We start from the raw sequence: 17,961 nt of genomic DNA, 5'->3' as shown, positions 1-17,961 counted from the left end.
CTGTTCTGGTGGGGTGTGATGTGGGCGTGGGGGGGGTGTGGGGGCGTGGGTGAGGTCAGGCGTCCGCGGCACGGACGACGACGGCCGAGTTGAAGCCGCCACGGCCGCGGGCGAGCACGAGCGCGGTCCGCAGCGGCAGCCCCAGGGCGGGGCTGGGCGCTCCGGTGACCAGGTCCAGCGGGCAGTCGTCGGCCGGGAGCTCGGTCCCGGTGGTCGGCGGGATCAGCTGGTCGCGCAGGGTGAGCAGGGCGGCTGCCACGTCGAGGGCCGCGCCACCTGCGGCGAGCCGCCCGGTCATCGACTTCGGTGCGGTGACGGGCACCCCGCGCGGGCCGAACAGTGCGGTGATCGCCTCGGCTTCGGCGCGGTCGGCGCCGCGTTCGCCCGCGGCGTCGGCGAAGACGACGTCGACCTCGTCGGGGTGTACGCCCGCGTCGGCGAGGGCGAGTTCGGCGGCCGCCCCGAGCCGGGAGGTCCCGTCGGAGTCGAAGGTGGCGGCATGCCCGGCGAGGGTCCCGTAGACGCGGGCTCCGCGCCGGCGCGCCTCTTCGGCGCCCTCCAGGACGAGGAGCGCGCCGCCCTCGCCCGCGACGTGGCCGCTCGCGTCCTCGGCGAACGGCAGGTAGGCGCGGGCCGGGTCCTCGCGGTCGGTGAGCCCGCCGCCGGCCAGGTAGGCGGCCCAGCCCCAGGAGCACAACGCGGAGTCGATGCCGCCGGTGACGACGAGCTCGGCGCCCTTGCGGATCTGGCGGCGGGCGTGGGCCATCGCGTCGAGGCCGCCGGCCTGCTCGGAGACGATCACTCCGGAGGCGCCGCGCAGGCCGTGCCGGATGGAGATCTGGCCGCTGTTGACGGCGTAGAACCAGGCGAAGGACTGGTACGCCGAGACGTGCTGGCCGCCCTTGCTCCACAGTGCCTGGAGCTCCTGCTGGCCGAACTCGAACCCTCCGAAGGAGTTGGCGGTGACCACGCCGGCGGCGTGCTCGGGCAGCTGCGCGGGGTCGGCCCCGGCGTCGTCGAGGGCCTCCTTCGCTGCGGCGAGCGAGAGCCGGGTGACGCGGTCCGTCTGCGGCAGCAGCCGGCTCGACACGTGGTCGGCGTCGACGAATCCGGGCACCTCCCCGGCGAGCTTCGCCGGGTAACCGCTCGCGTCGAACCGGCTGACCGGCCGGATGCCCGAGCGGCCGCGCAGGACGGCGGACCACCAGGCCTCGGTGCCGAGCCCGTTGGGGGCGGCGACCCCGATGCCGGTGACGACGGGGGCCGCGGTCCGCGGCCGGGCGGCAGCGGGTACGCAAGCGACGGCAGGGGCGACGGCAGGGGCGGCGACTGCGGTGGTCATCGGTCCGCCTTCAGGTTCGGGCTGGTCAGGATCATCGCGCTCTGGAACCCGCCGAAGCCGCTGCCGACGGTCAGGACCGCGTCGGTGCGCTGCCGGCGGGCGGTCAGCGGGGTGTAGTCGAGGTCGCAGGCCGGGTCGGGCTCGTGCAGGTTCGCCGTCGGGGGGACGGTGTCGTGTTCGATGGCCAGGGCGCAGGCGGCCACTTCGAGGGCTCCGATCGCGCCGAGCGAGTGCCCGATCATCGACTTGATGGAGCTGACGGGGACCTCGTACGCCCGTTGTCCCAGGCTCCGCTTGAACGCCTCGGTTTCGTGCTTGTCGTTCTGCTTGGTGCCGGAGCCGTGCGCGTTGATGTAGTCGATGTGCTCGGGCCCCAGCCCCGCCTCGCCGAGCGCGGCCGTGATGGCCGCGGCCATCTCGACTCCGTCGGGCCGCAGTCCGGTCATGTGGTACGCGTTGCTGCGCGAGGCGAATCCGGAGATCTCGGCGTAGACGTGGGCGCCGCGGCTGCGGGCGTGCTCGTACTCCTCGATGACGAGCACGGCCGAGCCCTCCCCGAGGACGAACCCGTTGCGGGTGCGGTCGAAGGGCCGCGAGGCGGTCTCCGGCTCGTCATTGCGGGTGGAGGTGGCACGGATCGCGTCGAAGCAGGCTGCGGTGATCGGCGTGATGGGCGCCTCGGCCGCGCCGGTGACCATCACGTCGGCACTGCCCTCGCGGACGAGGTCGACGGCGTGCCCGATCGCGTCGAGACCGGAGGTGCAGCCGGTGGACACCAGCGCCACGGGCCCCTGGGCGCCAACGGTACGGGCCACCTCGGCCGCCATCGAGCTGGGGACGAAGTAGTCGTACAGGTGGGGTACGGCCTTGGTGTGGTCGACGAGCGTACGGGTGCCCTGCTCGCTGACGACCCCGTACTCGGCGTCCAGGCCGGTGGTGCAGCCCAGCGCGCTGCCGAGGGTGACCCCGGTGCGCGCGGCGTCGTACGAGCCGGCCAGGCCGCTGTCGGCGAGGGCCTCGCGGGCGCTGACGACGGCGAACTGGGCGGCGCGGTCCAGGCGCCCGGACTGCTCGGCGCTCAGCCCGGACTCCTGCGGGTCGAAGTCCGCCTCGGCGGCGATCCGGGAGCGGAACGCGGAGGCGTCGAAGAGGGTGATGGCGCGGGTGGCCGTCCGGCCGTCGGTCAGCAGCGACCAGAATTCCTTGGTGCCCGGGCGGCCCGGGGCCACGACCCCGATGCCCGTGATGACGACTCGTCTCATCGCCCTTCCCCCTGTCCTGTCTGGTCGCGGTGGCCGCGCAGCACGATGCGGGCGGCCCGGCCGAGCATCCGGGGCAGTTCGCCGCCCCGGACGAAGAAGTGGCCGCCGGGCACGGTCCGGCGGACGAGCCGGCCGGTGGTCCAGCGCTGCCAGCCCGCGGCGGCCTCGGCGCCGACGAGGGGGTCATCGCGGCCGATGACCGCGAGCACCGGTACGGGCAGCGGACCGGGCGCGGTCGGCGCGGTGGCGGCGGCCCGCAGGCTGCGGGCGAGCCGGAGATCGGCGCGGAGCACGGGGAAGACCGACCGGAACCACACGTCGCCGGGCTCCACGCCGGGCGGCAGCGCGTCGAACCGGTCCAGGACGCGCAGCAGTTCCGCGTCCGGCAGCTCGGCCGAGTTCGCGAGGGCGGCCGGGAGGTCCGGCGGCGGGCTGGCCCCGACGGCCAGCAGCGCGGGCATCGCCAGCCCGTACTCCCGGACGGCGTGGGCGACGGTCAGGGCGACCGTCGCGCCGAGGCTGTGCCCGTAGAGGATGTAGGGGACGCCGGGTTCGTCGGTTATCTGCTCGAAGAGCGGCTTGAGGTCGGCCAGGAGCTCGTCGCGGCCGGTCAGCCGGATCTCACGGCGCCGCTCGTCGCGTCCGGGCAGCAGCCAGGGCGTGGTCGACACCCCGCTCCCGGCGAGTTTGTCCCACCGGTAGAACGAGGACACTCCGGCCCCCGCATGTGCGAAACAGTGCAGCCGAACGGCCCGTCCGTCGCCCATCGCCACCTCCCAGGAACCGCACCACGTAGGTCTCGACACTCACCGACCTCACTTGAGACCGGCTCGAACCCGTGTGTACGGCCCCTCCCGGGAGGGGACTCGGGGCGGGCGGTGGGGCCGCAGCGCCCCCTATGCCGCGTAGAGGTCGAACGTCGATCCGCGGCGCGGGCCCGCCACCACGTCGAGCGCCGGGTCCACCGTCAGCATCGCCTGGTGCAGGCGCTGGAGCTGCGGGGACGGCTCCACTCCGAGTTCGTCGATCAGGCGGTTGCGCAGCCTGCGGTAGACGTCCAGGGCGGTGGCCTGGCGGCCGGACCGGTACAGCGCGACCATGGCCTGCGAGTGCAGGCCCTCGTGCTGCGGGTGCCGGGCGATCAGCTCGGTCAGCTCGGCGATGACCTCGACGTGGCGGCCGAGGCGCAGGTCCGCGTCGATGCGCCGCTCGACGGTCACGAGCCGGCTCTCCTCCAGCCGCATGACCTCGATCTCCAGGATCGGTCCCACGCGCACGTCGACCAGCGCCGGGCCGTTCCACAGTCCGAGCGCCTTGCGCAGCAGGTCGGCCGCGCGCTCGTCGTCCCCTTCCTCGTACGCGTGCTGACCGCCGACCACGAGGGTCTCGTACGCGTACACGTCCACGGCGTCCGGCGGTATCTGCAGCAGGTAGCCGCCGTGCCGGGTCGCGAGCACGTCCTTGGCGCTGCCCGGGACGCCCGGTCCCATGGCGGTGCCCAGTCTCCTGCGCAGCTGCAGGATGTAGGTCTGCAACGTCGTGAGCGCGCTCTGCGGGAGGTCGGTGCCCCAGATCTCCTCCATGAGGGTCTGTACGGGCATCACCCGCCCCGGATAGAGCGCGAGCAGCGCCAAGATCTGGCGCGGCTTGCCAGCCGTCGGAACAATCGAGCCCCCGTTGACCTCGGCACTCAACGGACCCAGAACCTGAATCTTCACGGTGTCCTCCGCATTTCGTCGAGTTCCCATCGATTTTCAGCCTTCGACTCCGGCACGGTAGCGGTGTCCAGTGCGGTGTCCCGGAATTCTTGAGCAGGTGTCGAGCAGCCCTCCGCCCCAGATGGTTGCAGGACGAAAACAAGCTGGTAGATTCCGCTCAGTGGATTAAAACCGGCACATAATTCATTTCGCCGGGAGGGGGCACGCACCATGGACGACACCGGGGCGGACTTCCGCGTCCTGGGCCCGGTCGAGGTGCTCGACCGCCGCTCGGGGGCGTACGTCGTGCCCTCCGGCGCCAAACAGCGGGCGCTGCTCGGCGCCCTGGTGGTCCGGGTGGGCCAGGTACTGCCCGCCGACCGGCTCATCCACGAGCTGTGGGGCGACCGGCCGCCCGCGGGCGCGGCGAACGCCCTGCACGCCCATGTGGCCAGGCTGCGCCGGCTGTTGCAGGGCGCGGGCGGGCAGGAGTGGATCGCCACCCGGTCGATGGGCTACCTGCTGCACCCGGGCCGGGCCACCACCGACGCCCAGCGCTTCCACCGCCTGTCCGCCGAGGGCCGGGCGGCGCTCGGCGCCGATCCCGTCCACGCCGCGCAGCTGCTGAGCGGGGCGCTCGCCCTGTGGCGCGGCCCGGCACTGGAAGGCAGCGGGCAGGGGCCGCTGTGCACGGCGGAGGCGGACCGGCTGGAGGAACTGCGGCTGACCACGCTGGAGACCCTGTACGACGCGAACCTGCGCAGCGGGCGGCACGCCGAGGTCGCCCGGGAGCTGGAGCGGCTGACGGCCGGCCACCCGACGCGCGAGCGGCTCTACGACCTCCAGATGCTGGCCCTGTACCGGTGCGGCCGGCAGGCGGAGGCTCTGGGCGTGTACGAGCGGGCCCGCCGGCGGCTGGTGGACGGACTCGGCGTGGAGCCGGGCCCTGCCCTGCGCGAGCGGATGGAGGCGATCCTGCACCACGCGCCCACCTTGGCCCTGCCCGCCTCCCCCGCGCCGGAACCCGAGCCGTCCCTGTACGAACTGGGCCGTGCGATCGCCCGTCTCGGCGACCGGATCGAGGCACTGGGCCGGGAGCAGGAGGCCCTGATCCGGCGCTTCAACCAGCTGACCGCGGCCCCGGACGGGCCGTGAACCCTCAGGCGTGGCACTCCAGGGGCCGCCCGTGGAACTCGGTCATCTCCTGGAACAGGGCGCCGATGTCCAGCGGCGAGCCCTCCGGCAGGCCCTGCTCCTCGGCGTAGCCGCGGTGCAGGTTGGGCAGCAGGCGCTCGGTGTCCAGCAGTTCGGCGTACGGGCCGGGGCCGGTGGCGCGGGCCAGCTCCAGCGGGGTCAGGCCGGCCGCGGAGCCCTCCCGCGCCAGGCACTGGACCCAGCGCAGGTACTCCGCGTTCGCGTCGAGCAGTTCGGGGCCGCCGACCGGCCCGTGACCGGGTACGACCGTGGTGGCACCGAGCTCCCGCAGCCGGTCCAGCGCCCGCAGGGAGCCCGCGACGGACCCCATGACGCAGAACGGCGTGACCCCGTTCATGACGATGTCGCCGGTGAACAGCACGCCCTGGTCGGGCAGCCAGACGACGGTGTCGTCGGTGGTGTGGGCCGCCGGGCCGATGTGGATGAGCTCGGCCCGGATCGAGCCGACGTGGAGCGTGGTGCGGTCCCGGAAGGTCAGCTCGGGCGGGGTGATCTCGATGTCGCCCCAGCAGACGTCCGGCCACAGCCCGGCCATGTGCAGCCCGGCCGCCCGGACCATGGTCCGGGTCCGCTCGTGGCCGATGGTCAGGGCCTCGGGGAAGACGAAGTTGCCGTAGGTGTGGTCGCCGTGGAAGTGCGTGTTGACGAGCGCCCGCGGCGCCCGCCCCGCCAGCCGCAGCACGGCCCCGCGCAACCGCCGTGCCCGGCTCTCGGTGGCGGCGGTGTCGACGAGCGCGCTGTGCCCGCCGTCGACGAGGATGCCGGCGTTGTTCAGGCACCAGCCCCCGGCGGGCTGCACGTAGGCGTGGACCCCGTCACCCACCTCGACAACGCCACCTTCGCCCCGCACGGCCCACCTCTTTCCCAAAGATCCGTAACCAGAATTCTCAACCGCCCCGCCACGCCCCCGCTAGATTCCCCCTAAAATCCCCGTGGAATTTCCCCCTCGCCGCGCATTCCCAGGCGCCACCTTGACCAAATGTCGAGCGAATTCCCGACCCGCCTATTTCTCACGACAACGGGTCACGGGGCAACCGGCGTAGATACAGGCGCAGAAACCGCAGGCGCAGGCGACCCATCGCGGGGGCGGATCACCGATCCGCCCCCGCACTCGCGCCGGCCGATGCGTCCGGCGACCCGGCGGCGGTCCGCCGGGACCGGTCGGCGCAGTGCCGGACCCACCCCGCGCCCCTGCCGACACGGCACGGCGCGGCACGGCGCGGCACGGCGCGGCACGGCCGGTGTCAGACTCCCGCCGGTTCCGGGAGGACCAGGCGGCGGGGGGCTGCGCGGCCCCAGGGGAAGCCGTGGTGCAGGTGGACCGCCGGCGGCCGGGCGGCATCGACCTCGACCGCCACCGCCGCCAGGACCTCCGGCACCGGCTCGACCTCCAGGAACCGCCACCGCACCGCCGAGTCGTCGGCCGGCGGCCGGAAGCCGAGGACGCCCCGGTCCTCGGCCAGGGTGAACACGAAGGAGTCGAAGGGCAGGCCGAGTCCCAGCCCGCGCGCCTTCGAGTACGCCTCCTTCAGCGTCCACAACCGCAGGGCCCGCCGGTCGCGCGGCCGCCCGGGGGCGGCGCTGGCGATCCACTCCTGCTCCTCGGCGGCGAACGTCGCGATGATGTTGTCCAGTCCCCGCTCACCGCGGTCCAGCCGCTCGACGTCGACGCCGATGCGCGATCCGCGGGACACGCCCAGCAGGTTGTAGGCGTTGGCGTGGGAGAGGTTGAAGTCCAGCGCGTCGGCCCCGCGCGGCAGCCCGCCGGCCGGCGTCTGGAGGAACGGCCGTCCGCGCGAGGAGCGCCAGATGATCGCCTCGGCTTCGGGGATGCCGGTCTCCAACGCCAGTACCCGCCGGACCAGCGCGTGGGCGACGAGGTACTGGCGGCGGTCGCGTTCGAACAGGAAGCGGCCGGCCACCTCCTGTTCGTTCTCGTCCAGCCAGTACGAGGCCAGCGTCGCGGCGATCCCGGGCGCGAGGTCCTCGTTGGGGCAGAACCACAGGTTCACCGGGGCCGGCTCGTTCTCCCCCGGGCCCGCCGGGTCGAGGGGCAGCGCGGTCATGCGGGGCCGCCGTCTTCGCCGCCCAGCCACAGCGGAACGCGCAGGAACGCGGATGCGGGCAGCCGCACTCCGGCGGTGGCGGCCCCGCGGGCCGGCTCCAGCGCGGCCCAGTCGACGTCCAGCCCGGACAGCCACAGGCCGCGCAGCTGGTGCAGGTGCCCGGACTGCCAGAGTGCGGCGAGGTACCCGTCCGTCTCGGGTACGGCGCCCAGTCCCAGCGGGTCGGCGCCGCCGTCCCGCAGATCGGCGCAGGGCGCCCCGTCCCGTACGAACTGCTCCAGGGCCCGGACCAGTTCGCCGGTGTCACCGACGACGACCGCGAACCGGCAGTCCATGGCGGCCCGCCCGGTACGCAGGGCGCGCGCGAGCCCGTCGAGCGGGGGAACCGGTCCCGGGCCCTCCAGCAGCTCGGCGAAGCGGCGGGCGGTGGCGGCCAGGTGGGCGGGGGTGGGGGCGGACAGGACGAACAGCTCACCGGCCGCGCCGACCCGCTCCGCGCCCTGCTCCGTGGCGGCGGGCACGTACTCCTCCAGGACCACGTGCGCGTCCGCGCCGCCGGCCCCGCGGACGCCGACGCAGATCCGGCGCGGCACGTTCTCGTCGCCCTGCCAGGGTTGCGCCTCGGCGCGCCCCGGCCCGGGCGCCAGGCTCCGGTGGCGCAGCTGGAGCACGGCCCGGGTGAGGGCGGCGGCGCCGGTCGCCGCGCCCGCATCGCCGACGAGCGGGCGCACGGACCCGGCGTCCTCGCGGACGGCGGCGGCGGACGCCTCGACACCGGCCGCGCGCAGGGCCTCGCGCAGCACGCGCGGCGCCGGGGCGTCGGCCGACGTGTCCGCCGACGTGTCCGCCGACGCCGGCCGGACCGGTCCGGCGGGCCCCGTACACCCGCCGGACCGGGACCTGCGGCCGGGGCCGGCCGCCGTGGGATCGGGTGCGGTGTGGCCGACCGCGCTGCCGCGCACCACGCAGTGGACGTCGTCCCCGTCGGCCAGGGCCCGCGCCAGGGGCTTGAGCAGCAGGGCGCCGACGCCTTCACCCGCGCCGGGGTGTCGGCTGGAGGGGTGCAGCAGCAGCCGGACGCCGCCGACGAGCGCGGCGGCGCATTCGCCGCGGTGCAGCGCGGCGACGGCTTGGTGCAGGGCGACGAGCACGGAGGACTCCGCGGTGTCGACCGACTGGCTGGGGCCGGTGAGGCCGAGCAGGGCCGAGAGCCGGTTGGGCAGGCTCCACTGGCCGCCGCGGGGCATCGGCCGGGGCCGCTCGCGCCGCCAGGTCCCGGCGGCGAGGAGCGCGTAGTCGCCGCTCCCGGCGCCGGTGAACACCCCGACGCTGCGCGGCGTCCCGTCGGCGGCGGTCAGTGCGTCGAGACGGCCGCCGGTGCACCCGGCGTCCTCCAGGGCCTCCCAGGCCGTTTCGAGGAACAGCCGTTCCTGGGGGTCCATCAGGGCGGCTTCGCGCGCGTCGATCCCGAAGAACTCCGGGTCGAAGTCCTGTACGCGTTCCAGGTAGTGGCCGGGCTCGTCACCGGGCCGCCCGGGCGGCGGGGCCGAGGCGCTGCCGTGGCCGTCGCGCGCCCGGCGCCAGAACGCGCCGAGGTCGGGCGCGCCGGGATAGCGCCCGGCCAGCCCCACGACGGCGACGGGCCCGGCACCGGCCACCGGCCCGGCCCCCACTGCCCGGTCGACCGGCCCGGCAACGGCGCTGGGCCCGACGGCACCGGCGTGCTCCGCGTCCCGTTCGGGCCGGGCGTCCGGCTGTGCGAGGACGACGGGTCCCGCACCGGTGGCGGCGCCGGTCAGCAGCGCGGCCACCTGGGCCCGGTCCAGATGGCCGTTCTTGAACCGGGTCAGGACTTCCTTCTCGTCCATCTGGACGCGCTCCTTCTGGGGGTGGAAAAGCAGCTTCAGCCGCGGCGGCCGAGCAGCACGAGTGCCTCGTCCACGGTGAGCCGGTCGTCGCGGATCGCGTCCAGCAGGACGTCGAGGTCGCCGCTGGGGAGCGGCCGTACGACGGCGGGGGCCGGGGCGGGGACGGGAGCCACGGCGGCGACCGGAACCGGAACCGGGATCGGGACGGCGGCCGGGCGGAAGGCCCGCTCCGACGGCCGGGGCGCCGCGCCGAACTCCTGCCGGACCTGCCCGGCCTGCCCGGCCTGCCCGGCCTGCGCCGCCTGCACGGCCTGTGCGGCCGCTCCCGTCCGCGTCGCGATGTAGGCGGCCATCGCGGCCAGGTTGGGGTGTTCGTACAGCAGGACGGACCGCTCCTGGAGGCCGAAGGTGCGGTTGACGACCGCGATGAACTCCGCGCCGACCATGGAGTCCACGCCGAGCACGTTGAACGCGGCGGTGGTGTTGATGTCCCAGGGGTCGCAGCACAGGATCCCCGCGAGCTGTTCGCGCAGCACCTCCGCGATCCCGGTCGCCGCGGCGGCGGCCGGCGACTGCCGGGCGGGGGCGGTGGCCGGAGCCGCAGCGGCCGCGGCGGCAACAGGGGCCGCGGCGGCAACGGAAGCGGGCGCGGCGGCCGCACTGCCCGCCGCCCGCGCGACCTCCCGCGCGAAGGACGCCGGCGTCGGGAAGTCGTACAGGTCGGTCGCGAGGACGCGCAGTCCGTACCGGGTGTTGACGACGGCCACGAACTCCACGACCAGCAGGGAGTCGAGTCCCATGGACTGGAAGGTCTGCTCGGGGTCGATCTTCTCCGGCTTGACCCTCAGGACGTCGCCGAGCACTCCGATGAGGTCCGTCAGTACGTCCGCAGGGTGTTCATTCATCATCGCAGGCTCCTCCAAGCCGTCGGTGGCACACGGTCACGCGGTACTGCCGGAGAACACCGGCCGGGACCGGTCGTCCGCCCGGTCGTCCGCCCGGTGGCGCGCGCCGTCGGCCGCCACGGCGCCCAGTACGTCGTCCCGCGCGTCGCCCCGTACCTCGCCCACCCGGCGGGGCGCGGTGTCGGGATCCGGCATCCCGACGTGGAAGTCCCGCTCCGTGCCCTCGGGCACCAGGCCGGGCAGCAGCAGCGTCCACAGTCCCGAGACGCGGCGCTGGAGCTCGGCGTACGGCATGCCCGTGGCGGCGAGTGCCTCGATGCCGCAAGCCGCCGCGGCGACCAGGGATTCGATGCTCTCCCAGCGGCCCTCGGCGCGGAGTTCGCCCGCGTCCCGGGCCTGGCGCAGCAGCCCGCAGACCTCCGCGAGCCAGATCCGGTGGAAGTCGGTGGCGCGCGAGGTCAGTCCCGCGCACTCCTTGGTGATGCGGAAGCTGGCCGGGATCGCCGGTTCCTCGCGCAGGTTGAGGGCGAGCCAGTGCGTCGTGTCGACCAGGGTCTGGAGCGGAGAGCCGCCGGACGCGCTCAGTTCGCGCACCGCTGCGTGCAGCAGCTCGCAGCCCCGCAGCTGGACGGCCTCCGCCAGTTCGTCTTTGGAGGCGAAGTGGAAGTACAGCGCCCCCTTGGTCACTCCGGCGGACGCCGCGATCTCCCCGAGCGTCGCGTTCGCGTAGCCGTTGCGGTGGAACATCTCGGCCCCCGCGTGCACGAGTTTCCTGCGGGTCCGCTCCGACCTCTCCTGCACCGCGCTGCCTCCTCGGCCCGTGGTGGTCCGGGCGCGCGTCCGGCCCGGCGAGCCGGTTGCGGCCGCGTTCCTGGTGTCGCGTGCGGCCATCTCAGCCGACGCGTACGAGTCGCTCGCTGTTGGTCTCCGCCACCACCGGACTCTCGGGGCTGGCCATCAGGATCGAGCGCTGGAGCCGGCGCAGGGCGGCCGACGGCTCCAGCCCGAGCTCGCGCACGAGCGTGGCGCGCAGCCGCTGGTAGACGTCCAGGGCCTCGCCGCGGCGGCCGGAGCGGTGCAGGGCGAGCATGAACTGGCCGTGCAGGTTCTCGTGGGTGCGGTACCGGCTGGCCAGCACGGTGAGTTCGGCGAGCAGCTCGCGGTGCCGCCCGATCCGCAGATCCGCCTCGATGCGCTGGTCGAGCGCACAGAGCCGGGTCTCCTCCAGCCGCCGGGTCTCCATGTCCAGCTGGATTCCGCCGTGTACGTCGGCGAAGGCCGGTCCGGACCACAGGGACAGCGCCTCGCGCAGCAGCCGGGCCGCGCCGGGGAAGTCGCCCGCGTCCATCGCCCGGTAGCCCATGCCGGCGAGCCGGTCGAACTCGCGGACGTCGCTGGTGCCGCCACCGCTGTTGAGCAGGTAGCCGCCGGGCAGCGTGACGAGGACGTCCTTGGCGGTGCGCCGGCCCGTTGGGGCCGCTGCGCCCTCGCCGTCACCGGCGGACTCGCCCTGTTCCAGGGCGGTCGCGATGAGGGCGCGCAGCTGCAGGACGTACGTCTGCAGTGTGGTCCGGGCGCTGCGCGGCGGTGCTCCCGCCCACAGTTCCTCTATGAGCGCCGACACCGGGACGACCTGGTCGGCATGGAGCGCCAGCAGTGCCAGCACCTGTCGCGGCTTCGGGGCGGTCGGCGTAACGGAGACTCCCTGTTCCCGCACCGCCAGTGTGCCCAGTACTTCGATGTCCACGCCGTACTCCCCTGTCCGTGGATGAGCCTTCGCCAGTAAAAAACAGGACCGGCGGTTTGTCAATACGAAACCGACCATGCTGTTTTTATCTCTTAGCCGCCCTAACGAACCCTCAGGAAACCTTTCTGACCTGGGATGTTGTCGACACGTCAGGGTGCAGAGCCCGGTTCAATCCCGCTCTGCAGCCCCTCTAGAACGGCCCTAGATTAGGCAAAACAAACCGCAAAGTCTGCGTACGAAGTGGGTGAACGAAGTGGGTGAACACAGAAGTGCCCCGGTTCCTCCGCGCACGCGCGCGGAGGAACCGGGGCACCGTCCCGGCCATCCTCAGGAGACCCGGGTTCCGGCGGCCTCGAAGCCGCCGAGCCGGTCCGCCGGCACGAGCGTCGGCAGCAGCAGCCGCCAGAAGCGGGTCACCGTCGCCGCCGACAACCACACCCCGTCCCGGACGCCGAGCACCTCGAACCCCACGGTCGCCGCCACCACGGCGGTCACCACGTCCCCAGCCGCCGCCTCGGGGCGCAACTCGCCTTCCACCTCCGCCCGCTGCAGCGTCTCCTCGACCCAACCGCGCCAGCGCTCGCGCAGATCGCCCCGGCGCGGCCGGGGCAGCTCGCCGCTCAGCGCGAAGCCGGCCCGCAGCACCGGGTCGGTGCGCAGAGCCCCGGCGAGCCGGTGGGTGACGTCCACGAGGAGCTGTACGCGACTGGCCCCGGCCGGGAGCGCGTCACCGGCGAGGGCGAGCAGCCGGACCAGCGCCGCTTCCTCGACGGCGTTCGCCAGCGCGGCCTTGCTGGGGAAATGGAAGTGCAGCGCCCCGTTGCTCACCCCGGCCAGCGAACTGATCGCGGTGAGCGAGGCCGCCGAGAACCCGTCCCGGTCGAAGGTCTCGGCTGCGGACCGGATCAGGGTTTCGCGCGTGCGCGCTGCGCGCTCCTGTTTGACCATCGACTGCTCCGTCATCGCGAGGGGTTGCCACGCCCGCGGAGGGCAGGCCGGCGGGTGCTTGCTGCGGAGCTCCGGTGGCGGCCGCTTCGTGACTGCCACGCGATTCCTGACTACCACGTGCTCCAGCTCTCACTGTAACAAACCGTCTGTGCGGTTTTTGATGCAGAGCCTCATATGCCTCCGAGGCGGCCGAAAGGGCGGGCTGGGCCATCGAAGACATTCGGACACCGTTGATCACCGCACTTGAGGATCGCTCCGGCGGCACTCGACTCGCCCGGGGGTTCCGCCGGCCACGGGGGCTGCGGCTAGAGTGGGGCAGAGGCTAGAAGAACCGCTCCGACCAGCGGAAACGTGTTATTCGGAAGGAAATCATCCGCCGTTTGCCCCAGCGGATCGTCGGATACCGCTAGAAATTAAACCGGTTGGTATGTATCTTTCCCGGCCAGAGGCACACACGCCCTTCTCGCCAGCGGAGCCCAGGGGGAGCAATGTCTGCGAGCACGTTTCAAGTTGAACGCACCGGGTTCGACGGGGAAATGGCGAGACGGGCCACCCGGGTTGCGACGAGACCCGGGGTCCCCTCCACGTGGACCACGACGGTCCCCAAGGAATTAGTGCACCGAGCCGCCGTCGCCGAGGTCATGCTCACCGACTGGGAGCGCCAGGACGACACCCACTTCACGGTGACCGCCCAGTGGCCCCGCGGCCACAGCTTCTTCACCCCGGTCCACGGCACCCATCACGACCCGCTCATGGCCGTCGAGACCTTCCGCCAGGTCGGCGCCCTGCTCGGCCACGCGGAGTTCGGCGTCCCCTTCGGACACCAGTTCCTGATGAAGGACCTGTCCATCGCCGTGGAGCACGAGCAGCTCGAAATGGGCGGCGCGCCCGCCTCGATCGACATCGAGGTCACCTGCACCGACGTCAAACGCCGTGGCGGCCGCCTCGCGGGCCTGCGCTACGAGGCCGTGCTCCGCCGGGACGGCCGGCCGGCCGCGACCGCGGCCGCCTCCTACACCTGCATCGCGCCGGCGGTCTACCAACGGCTGCGCGGAGACCGCCCCCTGAGCGGTGCGCAGCGCCAGCTGCCGCTCACCGCGCCGACGGCCCCGCAGAGCGTCGGACGCATATCCCCCATGGACGTCGTCCTCTCCCCGACGGACCAGCCGGACCGCTGGTTCCTGCGGGCGGACACGCGCCACCCCGTGCTCTTCGACCACCCCGTCGACCACATCCCGGGCATGGTGCTGCTGGAGGCCGCCCGACAGGCCACTTCCGCCCTGCTGGACCGATTCGCCTTCCTCCCCCTCGGCATGGACAGCACCTTCGACCTGTACGCCGAACTGGACGCGCCCTGCGTCATCGAGGCGCACGAGCTCCCCGCGGGAACGGTCCCCGAGAACCGCAAGGCCGTCCGGGTCACCGGTCACCAGAACGGCAGCCGCGTGTTCAGCTCCATCGTGACCGCGGCGTCGTACGACCTCTGACCGGCCGCGGCGGCCCCGGCCGACATCCGCTCGAACAGGGCCGTCACACACTCACACGAAGGCGCTCAGGTGATCCCTCGCCCATGCGTGGAAAGAGCCCGCGGGCCGACCGAGCAGCGCGGGCACCGTCCGGTCCACCCGGGCCTTCGCACCCGCGCGCTGCCGCTCCGCGCTGTCCAGCAGCGCCTCGGCGAGCTCGTGCGGATAGCGGGCCCGCAGCGCCGTACGCGCCTGCTCCGGTTCCAGTTCCTCGAAGCGCAGCTGGCGGCCCAGCAGTTGCCCGAGCACGGCGGTCTGCTCGGCCGCGGTGATCGCCTCCGGCCCGGTCAGCGTGTAGGCCCGGCCCGCGTGCCCCTCCCCCGTGAGGGCCCGTACCGCCACGTCCGCGATGTCACGCGGATCGACGCAGGCGTTGCCCGAGGACCCGCACAGGGCCCGCACCACGCCGTCCGTGCGCAAGGAGGCCGCCCAGGACAGGGTGTTGGACATGAACGAGCGCGGGCGCAGCAGCGTCCATTCCATCCCCGAGCAGCGCAGGAGCTCCTCGTTGCGCCTCTGCCAGCGGGTGATCAGGTCGTCGGCCCGGGGATCCTCGACAGCGGCGGCGGAGAGCTTCACGACGTGCCGTACGCCGGCCGACCGCGCGGTCTGGACGAAGGCCGCGTCCTCGTCCCCTCCAACCCCCGTGGTCACCAGAAAGGCCGTGCGGACACCGCGCAGGGCCCCCGCGAGCGACTGCGGATCCCGGTAGTCGCCGTACACGGCCTCGGCCGTGGCGAATGCCTCCACAAGTCGTTCCGGTTTCCTACACATGACGCGAACGCCCAGGTCAGCGGGGATGCGACGGGCGACTTCCCGGCCGACCGTCCCCGTGGCACCGGTGACAAGAATCATGACCTTCCCTCTCTGACCTGACATTTTTCTTCCGGCACGACAGCCGATGACCGTCACCCGCTGTAAGATACGAACTGGGCGGTTTTTTACTGACCCCGCAACCAGAGGAGAGGAGGAGGCAGCGTGGCTGAGCAAGTCCGGGCCATCCGCACACGGCAGGCGATCCTTTCGGCAGCGGCCAAGATCTTCGAGGAACACGGCTACCAAGCCGCCACCATCTCCCAGATCCTCAGCGAAGCCGGTGTGACCAAGGGAGCCCTGTACTTCCACTTCCAGTCGAAGGACGACCTGGCGCAGGGCGTACTCGCCGAGCAGGACCAGCGGATCATGGTCCCCGAGCGGGCGTCCAAGGTGCAGGAGATCGTGGACATGGTGATGCTCCACGCCTACCGCCTGCAGACGGACCCCATGGTGCGCGCCGGCGTCCGCCTGACCATGGACCAGCTGGCCCAGGGCCTCGACCGCAGCGGCCCCTTCCTGCGCTGGGCCGAAGTCACCACCATGACGCTCCGCAAGGCCCAGGAACAGGGCGAGCTGCTGCCGCACGTGGCGCCGGCCGAGACCGCGGACGTCGTCGTGGGTACGTTCGCCGGCGTCCAGTCCATGTCGCAGGCCATCTGCGACTACCGCGACCTGGCGGGCAGGGCCTCCGCGCTGATGCGCCACCTGCTGCCCAGCATCGCCGTACCGTCCGTCCTCGCCTCCCTCGACCTCACCGAGGCCCGCGGGGCCGCGGTCTACGCCGAGGCCCGCAAGGCGGCGGACGAGCTGGAGCTGGCGGCCGCCGTCGGCTGAGCCGGAGCCCGCGTCGGCCGAGCCGGGGGCGGGACCAGGGCGAAGTGCCCCCGGTCCCGCCCCCGGCTCCATCACGGGCACCCCGCGCGGGCGCCCCCGGCGAAGTACAGCGACAGCGTGCCGGCCAGGTCGGCGCCGCCCGGCGTCCAGGCGATGTAGCCGTCGGGCCGCACCAGCACCGCCTCGTACGGCACTTCGGAAGTGGGCCGGGCCCGCACCACGCGCAGGATCCCCTCCCAGGCCCGCGCCTGTTCGCGGTGGCGGCCGCCCTTCTCCCCCAGGAGCAGCAGCAGCGGCCGGCCGTCCCGGAGCAGCCTGATCACATCGGTCTCGCCGGTCGGGGTGGTCAGCACGACATTGTGCAGAAACGTTCCTGCTCCCGGGCCGGGACTCCCGGTGTGTTCCGGAAGCACCGTGTCCTGCGCGCTGATCAGGCCGCTGAGGTGCCCCTGGGCGCCGTCCTGCGCCAACAGTCCGCTGAACACCCCGCGCAGGGCGTCGAGCTCGGGCCCCGGCCGCATCAGGGCGAGCTGGGCCCGCGTGTTCTCGATGACCCGCCGGGCGACCGGCCTGCGCTCCGCGTCGTAGGTGCCGAGCAGGTCCGGGCCCGCCTGCCCGCGCACCGCGAGGGCGAGCTTCCAGGCCAGGTTCAGGGCGTCCAGCACGCCGGTGCTCAGTCCCTGCCCGCCGATCGGGAAGTGCACGTGCGCCGCGTCCCCCACCAGGAACACCCGTCCCGCACGGAAGGCGTGGGCCAGCCGGGTGAAGTCGCTGAACCTGCCGAGCCAGCGCGGCTCCTCCATCGCGATCTCGCGTCCGGCGATCCAGGACGTCTCCCGGCGCAGTTCCCCCAGGGTGGGCGGAGCGTGCCGGTCGGCGTGCGCCCCGGTGCAGTTGAGCGTGCGGATGTGCGTCCGGCCCTCCGGGTCCGCCTTGGCCACGATCCAGCCGCGCGGGGTCTGGTGCCAGCCCGCCGCCAGTGCGTCCGGCTCCTGCAGCGTGACGGCGCCCATCAGCGCGGAGACCGTCGCCGGATGGGTGTCGGAGCCGATGCCCGCCTGCTCGCGGACCGTGCTGCGCGCACCGTCCGCCCCCACCACGTACGCGACGGTGCAGGCGAGGGGCCCGTGCGGGCCCTCGGCCTCGATCCGCACCCCGTCCGGCTCTTGGACCAGCGCGGCCACCCGGTGCTCGCGCAGGATCCGCGCCCCCGCCGTACGGGCCCGCTCCTCGAACTGCCGCTCCAGCTGCGCCTGGGGGCATTTGAGGATCGGCTCCGGCTCGCTGTCGGGAGCGGTGATGAGCAGGCCGGGCAGTCCGGCGAAGTGGAAGGGGCTGCCCGCGCCGGTCCGGGCGGGCGCGCACGGGGCCGCCGGTCCCGGCAGATGGCCGCGGCGGGCCAGGCACTGCACGGCCCGGGCGTGCAGTGTGGTCGCCTTGGGCCGGTCGGACACCGAGGCCCGGTCTTCGAGGACCACCGTGTCGACCCCGTACGCGGCCAACTCGGCCGCCACCAGCATCCCGACGGGTCCCCCGCCGACCACCGCCACCTGCGCCCGCATACGACGTTCCCCCTGCACAGCGGTGCCTCCCCGTTGGCCCGACTCCGTACTGGCGCAGAAATATACCGGGTGTCCCGTTTTTTTTCCATGCCCGTGCGATCAGGTTCGGGCCGCGGCGTCGCCGTGCCCTGGCGGGGGGCTTCGGAAGGAGCCCGGGGCCGGCCACGGCGAGG

Annotated in this window: 16 protein-coding genes; 3 read left to right on the top strand and 13 right to left on the bottom strand. The window is 73.4% G+C overall.

The window, feature by feature from the left end; genetic code table 11:
• Positions 1-55 precede the first annotated feature (55 nt).
• The 4 genes from OHA65_RS36490 to OHA65_RS36475 form a co-directional block, all read right to left on the bottom strand.
• Positions 56-1,342 carry a ketosynthase chain-length factor gene (locus tag OHA65_RS36490; protein WP_331736259.1) on the bottom strand — a complete coding sequence of 429 codons (1,287 nt, stop codon included), beginning with the start codon at positions 1,340-1,342 and terminating at the stop codon, positions 56-58.
• Complete coding sequence (locus tag OHA65_RS36485; RefSeq protein ID WP_327286133.1) at positions 1,339-2,604, bottom strand: beta-ketoacyl-[acyl-carrier-protein] synthase family protein; 1,266 nt, start codon at positions 2,602-2,604, stop codon at positions 1,339-1,341. The genes OHA65_RS36490 and OHA65_RS36485 overlap by 4 nt, the downstream gene beginning before the upstream one ends.
• Positions 2,601-3,371, bottom strand: coding sequence for an alpha/beta fold hydrolase (locus OHA65_RS36480; RefSeq protein ID WP_329316665.1), 771 nt, complete (start codon positions 3,369-3,371; stop codon positions 2,601-2,603). The genes OHA65_RS36485 and OHA65_RS36480 overlap by 4 nt, the downstream gene beginning before the upstream one ends.
• A 129-nt stretch (positions 3,372-3,500) precedes the next feature.
• Positions 3,501-4,322, bottom strand: a complete 822-nt coding sequence (locus tag OHA65_RS36475) for an AfsR/SARP family transcriptional regulator (protein WP_327286131.1) — start codon at positions 4,320-4,322, stop codon at positions 3,501-3,503.
• A 210-nt stretch (positions 4,323-4,532) separates the two neighbouring features.
• Here OHA65_RS36475 and OHA65_RS36470 point away from each other — a divergent pair, with 210 nt between their 5' ends.
• The gene (locus tag OHA65_RS36470) at positions 4,533-5,456 is read left to right on the top strand and encodes an AfsR/SARP family transcriptional regulator (RefSeq protein ID WP_327286130.1); all 924 of its coding nucleotides are present in this window, start codon (positions 4,533-4,535) and stop codon (positions 5,454-5,456) included.
• 4 nt (positions 5,457-5,460) lie between these two features.
• On the opposite strand, the gene OHA65_RS36465 is transcribed toward OHA65_RS36470, so the two are convergent.
• From OHA65_RS36465 to OHA65_RS36435, 7 genes are all read right to left on the bottom strand, one after another.
• Positions 5,461-6,339 (bottom strand): MBL fold metallo-hydrolase, encoded by an 879-nt coding sequence (locus OHA65_RS36465; RefSeq protein WP_405759384.1) that lies wholly within the window; start codon positions 6,337-6,339, stop codon positions 5,461-5,463.
• A gap of 421 nt (positions 6,340-6,760) precedes the next feature.
• Positions 6,761-7,582, bottom strand: a complete 822-nt coding sequence (locus OHA65_RS36460; RefSeq protein ID WP_331729726.1) for a 4'-phosphopantetheinyl transferase superfamily protein — start codon at positions 7,580-7,582, stop codon at positions 6,761-6,763.
• The gene (locus OHA65_RS36455) at positions 7,579-9,450 is read right to left on the bottom strand and encodes a beta-ketoacyl synthase N-terminal-like domain-containing protein (RefSeq protein WP_331729725.1); all 1,872 of its coding nucleotides are present in this window, start codon (positions 9,448-9,450) and stop codon (positions 7,579-7,581) included. The genes OHA65_RS36460 and OHA65_RS36455 overlap by 4 nt, the downstream gene beginning before the upstream one ends.
• Before the next feature lie 35 nt (positions 9,451-9,485).
• Positions 9,486-10,358, bottom strand: coding sequence for an acyl carrier protein (locus OHA65_RS36450; RefSeq protein WP_327286126.1), 873 nt, complete (start codon positions 10,356-10,358; stop codon positions 9,486-9,488).
• 33 nt (positions 10,359-10,391) lie between these two features.
• Positions 10,392-11,156 carry a ScbR family autoregulator-binding transcription factor gene (locus OHA65_RS36445; RefSeq protein WP_329316657.1) on the bottom strand — a complete coding sequence of 255 codons (765 nt, stop codon included), beginning with the start codon at positions 11,154-11,156 and terminating at the stop codon, positions 10,392-10,394.
• Positions 11,157-11,247: 91 nt separating this feature from the next.
• Entirely contained in the window at positions 11,248-12,102 is an 855-nt protein-coding gene (locus tag OHA65_RS36440; protein ID WP_327286124.1) for an AfsR/SARP family transcriptional regulator, read from the bottom strand.
• Between the two features lie 327 nt (positions 12,103-12,429).
• Positions 12,430-13,065, bottom strand: a complete 636-nt coding sequence (locus OHA65_RS36435) for a ScbR family autoregulator-binding transcription factor (RefSeq protein WP_329316655.1) — start codon at positions 13,063-13,065, stop codon at positions 12,430-12,432.
• Between the two features lie 473 nt (positions 13,066-13,538).
• Between OHA65_RS36435 and OHA65_RS36430 the strand changes: the two genes are divergently transcribed.
• Positions 13,539-14,537 carry a ScbA/BarX family gamma-butyrolactone biosynthesis protein gene (locus OHA65_RS36430; protein WP_327286122.1) on the top strand — a complete coding sequence of 333 codons (999 nt, stop codon included), beginning with the start codon at positions 13,539-13,541 and terminating at the stop codon, positions 14,535-14,537.
• Between the two features lie 51 nt (positions 14,538-14,588).
• Here OHA65_RS36430 and OHA65_RS36425 read toward each other — a convergent pair whose 3' ends face one another.
• Positions 14,589-15,431 carry an NAD(P)H-binding protein gene (locus OHA65_RS36425; protein ID WP_327286121.1) on the bottom strand — a complete coding sequence of 281 codons (843 nt, stop codon included), beginning with the start codon at positions 15,429-15,431 and terminating at the stop codon, positions 14,589-14,591.
• 123 nt (positions 15,432-15,554) lie between these two features.
• Here OHA65_RS36425 and OHA65_RS36420 point away from each other — a divergent pair, with 123 nt between their 5' ends.
• On the top strand, positions 15,555-16,226 hold the full coding sequence (locus OHA65_RS36420) for a ScbR family autoregulator-binding transcription factor (protein WP_327286120.1): 672 nt from the start codon (positions 15,555-15,557) through the stop codon (positions 16,224-16,226).
• A gap of 71 nt (positions 16,227-16,297) precedes the next feature.
• Here OHA65_RS36420 and OHA65_RS36415 read toward each other — a convergent pair whose 3' ends face one another.
• Complete coding sequence (locus tag OHA65_RS36415; protein ID WP_331736255.1) at positions 16,298-17,788, bottom strand: FAD-dependent monooxygenase; 1,491 nt, start codon at positions 17,786-17,788, stop codon at positions 16,298-16,300.
• Between the last annotated feature and the right edge of the window lie 173 nt (positions 17,789-17,961).

This window comes from Streptomyces sp. NBC_00045 (assembly GCF_045041095.1).
In the GTDB taxonomy this organism is placed as follows: Bacteria; Actinomycetota; Actinomycetes; order Streptomycetales; family Streptomycetaceae; genus Streptomyces.
Note: the sequence above shows the minus strand (reverse complement) of the source record. Positions and strands in the feature narration are given on the sequence as shown.

Coding starts and splice junctions, on each gene's coding strand:
- OHA65_RS36490 (WP_331736259.1), bottom strand. CDS start 1,342: ATGACCACCGCAGTCGCCGCCCCTGCCGTCGCCCCTGCCGTCGCTTGC.
- OHA65_RS36485 (WP_327286133.1), bottom strand. CDS start 2,604: ATGAGACGAGTCGTCATCACGGGCATCGGGGTCGTGGCCCCGGGCCGC.
- OHA65_RS36480 (WP_329316665.1), bottom strand. CDS start 3,371: ATGGGCGACGGACGGGCCGTTCGGCTGCACTGTTTCGCACATGCGGGG.
- OHA65_RS36470 (WP_327286130.1), top strand. CDS start 4,533: ATGGACGACACCGGGGCGGACTTCCGCGTCCTGGGCCCGGTCGAGGTG.
- OHA65_RS36460 (WP_331729726.1), bottom strand. CDS start 7,582: ATGACCGCGCTGCCCCTCGACCCGGCGGGCCCGGGGGAGAACGAGCCG.
- OHA65_RS36455 (WP_331729725.1), bottom strand. CDS start 9,450: ATGGACGAGAAGGAAGTCCTGACCCGGTTCAAGAACGGCCATCTGGAC.
- OHA65_RS36450 (WP_327286126.1), bottom strand. CDS start 10,358: ATGATGAATGAACACCCTGCGGACGTACTGACGGACCTCATCGGAGTG.
- OHA65_RS36435 (WP_329316655.1), bottom strand. CDS start 13,065: ATGACGGAGCAGTCGATGGTCAAACAGGAGCGCGCAGCGCGCACGCGC.
- OHA65_RS36430 (WP_327286122.1), top strand. CDS start 13,539: ATGTCTGCGAGCACGTTTCAAGTTGAACGCACCGGGTTCGACGGGGAA.
- OHA65_RS36425 (WP_327286121.1), bottom strand. CDS start 15,431: ATGATTCTTGTCACCGGTGCCACGGGGACGGTCGGCCGGGAAGTCGCC.
- OHA65_RS36415 (WP_331736255.1), bottom strand. CDS start 17,788: ATGCGGGCGCAGGTGGCGGTGGTCGGCGGGGGACCCGTCGGGATGCTG.